This is a genomic window from Francisella sp. 19S2-4 (assembly GCF_036281795.1).
In the GTDB taxonomy this organism is placed as follows: Bacteria; Pseudomonadota; Gammaproteobacteria; order Francisellales; family Francisellaceae; genus Francisella.
The window spans coordinates 1-3,658 of the sequence record NZ_JAWUZH010000079.1; the positions used below are offsets into that span (position 1 = coordinate 1).

Below are 3,658 nucleotides of genomic sequence, written 5' to 3' on the forward strand. Positions count from 1 at the left end.
AGGCTAAGTTTTTACTAAAAATAGCAAAAATATTCCTATTCATAGAAATTGAAAGATTTATTCAACAGTCTTAAATATATCTAACAATTTGGGATATTAATTCAACAGTCTTTAATAAGTATATTAATGGTTTAACGGGATTTTTCATAAGAAGTTTACTTATTGTGATTAGTGGTATAGTGTATCATAAATAGTACTAATCAAAAAATTTTGAAACAAGCCCTTCATAGCATATAAATATGAAGTCTAATTAAAATTATCTTTAGTTAATTAAAAGTTAGGGAAAATAGTCCTTTCTTATTTAGTTGGCTATTTACTGTTAATAAAATAGTGCTTTAAAATTATATTTGTTGAGTATAAATAGGTTATATAATCAATGGCAATATATTAAAATACTCAAAAAAATGACTATAAAAAAAGTACTCTATTTATTGTTAGTCTGCCTATTGTTTAATTCAGCTATTGCAGAAAAACCACAGTTATATATTTTTTTAGGTGGAGATTCTATTCAAAAGCATATAAGTCAAATTAATAATAAACAAGTTATAGGTGTACAAAAAATTTATACATGGAAAACTCTAGAAACAACAAAAGATCATTATAATTTCTCAGAAATTAAAAGCGATATCAAACTTCTAAAAAAACATAATAAAAAACTCTTTATACAGCTGCAAGATAGAAGCTTTAATGTTAGTAATATCCCTGTTCCAGAATATATCAAAATAAAAGAGTATGATAACGGCATCATTATACAATCAGACAATTCTTCTGGAGGTAAACCTTCATATGAAGGTTGGGTCACTAAACAATGGAATGTTAATGTTAGGCATAGATTCCAAAAATTAATAAAACAATTGGCAAAAGAGTTTGATGGAAAAATAGCGGGGATAAACTTACCAGAAACGGCAATAGATATGAATCCTAAAATTTTGACAACCAAATTTTGTGATGATTATTTTAATGCGGAAGTTTCTAATATGCTTTATGCTAGAAAAGAATTTAAGAAAAGTTTAGTTGTTCAATATGTAAATTTTTGGCCGTGTGAATGGAATAATAGTCATGGATATATGCAGAAAATATTTAAAATAGCTGAAAAAAATAATATAGGTGTGGGTAATCCAGATACACTACCGTATGGAAAAAATCAAATGCATAACAGTTATCCATTTTTTAATAAATATAAAACTAAAGTTTTTACAACGATAGCAGTACAAGAATTTGATTATGATTATATTAATTCTAAAACTAGTAAAAAATATACATTATCTGAGTTATATGATTTTGATAAAAACTATATTGGGGCAGATATTGTTTTTTGGACAGCATTATATCCACAAAAATTAAGTTATGCGGCATATCTATTTAAATAAAATTTAGAAAAATACATCTGCTTTTAATAAGCATTATAAAACTAAATTATAAATAGGAACTAGGTTTATTTATACGTTAGATTTTCCTTTATTTCTTTGAAACCTCTTGCTTAGCAAGCTTAATTTCTTGCTGAAACTCTGGACTTGTTTGTAATTGAGAAAACATAATACTTCCTACTAGGTAACCAGCATTCACATCACTAGGATAATGAGCTCCGCAAACGATTCGACTTTGACCAAATTCATAGCCTCTTTTCATTATCTGATCTGTTCTTGATGGATTTATCTCGCTTAGAGTAAGAGCGATCGCCCATCCTATAGTTGTATGCCCAGATGGATATGATCTATGAATATTATCTGTTTTAACGCATGCTGGTTCATGGAAATATGCAAAAGGTCTAGTACGATGATAGAAAAGCTTAGCTGGTTTAGTGAATTCTCCTTCGGTTACTTCTAATTGATTTAGAATCTTCCAAATAGCAGGTGTTTCTTTTTTATTTATTGGGTGACCGAATGCTTTTTCAAAAGCTTCAGCAAAACCTTCTGGAGAATAGTTTGCATCTGATTGAGCAAGCTTGTATCTATCGGTATTTTTAACAAAAAAACTAGCATGAGAAATATCCATATCATTTTGATATAGTAGTGTTCCAGGGCTTGGGGGAGGGGGTATAATTTGTTTTATATCTGGAACACGTATATTTAGCTGATCAGTCGCAAATGCTGAACCTATTATTATAGTTGCTAATGACCCAGCAGCTAGTATTTTCTTAATCATATTTTTATCTCCATAGTTAATTCAAAGAAAATGATAAAGAAAAATAATCAAAAAAGTTTAAAAAAGAAAAATATTAAATTTTATTACTAATTACAGCTTGAGTGTGATATATTAGTCAACTTTTTATATAAAGCATTATTTTTTCAGAAATAGGGCTATAAGTATGTTTTAAACTAAAGCTAAAATCAATGATTATTTTAATAAGAGTTTAAAAGTTAGAGATTTACTAAAATTATCTGTATCATTTACTATTAATTTTATATAAGAAAGGATTGTAAATGGTAAAGAAGTTTAGTGTTCTTACTAATAGTAAAGAAGTTAAAGAATTAGAGGATTTAATAAACAAGAACTATAAACCAAAAGAATATAATTGTATGATTGAGTCTCATTTGTCAGATATTTTATATAGAGTTTCTAGAGATTCGATTAAAGCTAGGATTAAAGATCTTTGGTATAGTTTACACAATACTGTTGGTTATGAAATTGGCTTGGTATATAACACTATACAGAATAGTACTACTACTCTAAGGTTAAACACATCAATCGTTGTTAATATATCGGCAGATGATAAAAATTCAGATATTGTTAAGTCTCTTCAAGATAATACAGATATCATAATTAAGTTTAGACAAGTAGATGTCACAGAAGTATTACCACCGATAATGCAAGAAAAAAGAGAAGCTATATCTGGTAAATAGTGAAGTAGTAGATATGTTTAAAATTTAATTTTGTAGAGTAAGTATAAATTCTCAATTAGCTGTTATATATTCATACTTTGAATAGTATTATAAAGCTTATTTAACTTAGCTGTCAGTGTACCGCTTATCTATTTCTGTATGATATTTTAGATAGTATAAATGTTGGTGTTTGTTAATTGCCATGGTTTACAGTATGGAATTGAACTAAGTATATAAATATTGATTAAATAATAGTTTATAAAAATAAAAAAATTTTTAATTTACTCATTAATGTACATTTGTGATCAGGAAATATAGCTTTAATATTTTTTATGGTTAAGATGCTAATTGCATTACTGGAGGAGGAAAAGATCCTCTAGAAACTTGGCCAAAAGCACTATAGCTAAAACCAGTTGAAATTAAACTTAAAACTATTACTGTTGATAATATTACTTTTTTCATTTTGATGATCTCTTATAGTGTATTAAATTTTATACTGCTATTATGACCTTTGAATTAATTAAAGTGAAATATATAGTTTTTATTAAATCAATAACAATAAGTTATATATATTCTAATTTGAAATAGCTATGACTTTTTCTATATTATTTACATTTATGGTAATTTGCATAGATGCTTCTGGTATTAGTAACACCAAAATTATTAAAAACTTAGATTTGTAACCTTTCTTAACATATCTTAGAAAGTTATATATTTTATTCATAATTATTTATCCTTTTTTGAATTAAACATTAAATTTTTAAAAGACTGTTGAATAAATCTTTCAATTTCTATGAATAGGAATATTTTTGCTATTTTTAGTAAAAACTTAGCCT

At 26.3% G+C, this 3,658-nt stretch carries 5 protein-coding genes; 2 read left to right on the forward strand and 3 right to left on the reverse strand.

The genetic code is table 11. The annotated features are described in order from the left end of the window. The first annotated feature begins 404 nt into the window (after window positions 1–404). Complete coding sequence (locus tag R8535_RS10685) at window positions 405–1,370, forward strand: hypothetical protein (protein ID WP_329499112.1); 966 nt, start codon at window positions 405–407, stop codon at window positions 1,368–1,370. Window positions 1,371–1,458: 88 nt separating this feature from the next. On the opposite strand, the gene R8535_RS10690 is transcribed toward R8535_RS10685, so the two are convergent. Then, a complete protein-coding gene (locus R8535_RS10690; RefSeq protein WP_329499114.1) occupies window positions 1,459–2,145 on the reverse strand; it encodes an acid phosphatase in 687 nt (228 codons plus the stop codon). 278 nt (window positions 2,146–2,423) lie between these two features. Between R8535_RS10690 and R8535_RS10695 the strand changes: the two genes are divergently transcribed. Next, window positions 2,424–2,843 (forward strand): hypothetical protein, encoded by a 420-nt coding sequence (locus R8535_RS10695; protein ID WP_329499116.1) that lies wholly within the window; start codon window positions 2,424–2,426, stop codon window positions 2,841–2,843. Window positions 2,844–3,158: 315 nt separating this feature from the next. Here the strand turns inward: R8535_RS10695 and R8535_RS10700 are convergent, their stop codons facing one another. Both R8535_RS10700 and R8535_RS10705 read right to left on the reverse strand, forming a co-directional pair. Then, window positions 3,159–3,284, reverse strand: coding sequence for a hypothetical protein (locus R8535_RS10700; RefSeq protein WP_329499117.1), 126 nt, complete (start codon window positions 3,282–3,284; stop codon window positions 3,159–3,161). Between the two features lie 112 nt (window positions 3,285–3,396). After that, entirely contained in the window at window positions 3,397–3,546 is a 150-nt protein-coding gene (locus R8535_RS10705; protein WP_329499118.1) for a hypothetical protein, read from the reverse strand. Window positions 3,547–3,658 lie beyond the last annotated feature (112 nt).

Excerpts from the sequence above, each read along its gene's own strand:
- R8535_RS10690 (WP_329499114.1), bottom strand. The coding sequence starts at position 2,145 with ATGATTAAGAAAATACTAGCTGCTGGGTCATTAGCAACTATAATAATA.
- R8535_RS10705 (WP_329499118.1), bottom strand. The coding sequence starts at position 3,546 with ATGAATAAAATATATAACTTTCTAAGATATGTTAAGAAAGGTTACAAA.
- R8535_RS10695 (WP_329499116.1), top strand. The coding sequence starts at position 2,424 with ATGGTAAAGAAGTTTAGTGTTCTTACTAATAGTAAAGAAGTTAAAGAA.
- R8535_RS10700 (WP_329499117.1), bottom strand. The coding sequence starts at position 3,284 with ATGAAAAAAGTAATATTATCAACAGTAATAGTTTTAAGTTTAATTTCA.
- R8535_RS10685 (WP_329499112.1), top strand. The coding sequence starts at position 405 with ATGACTATAAAAAAAGTACTCTATTTATTGTTAGTCTGCCTATTGTTT.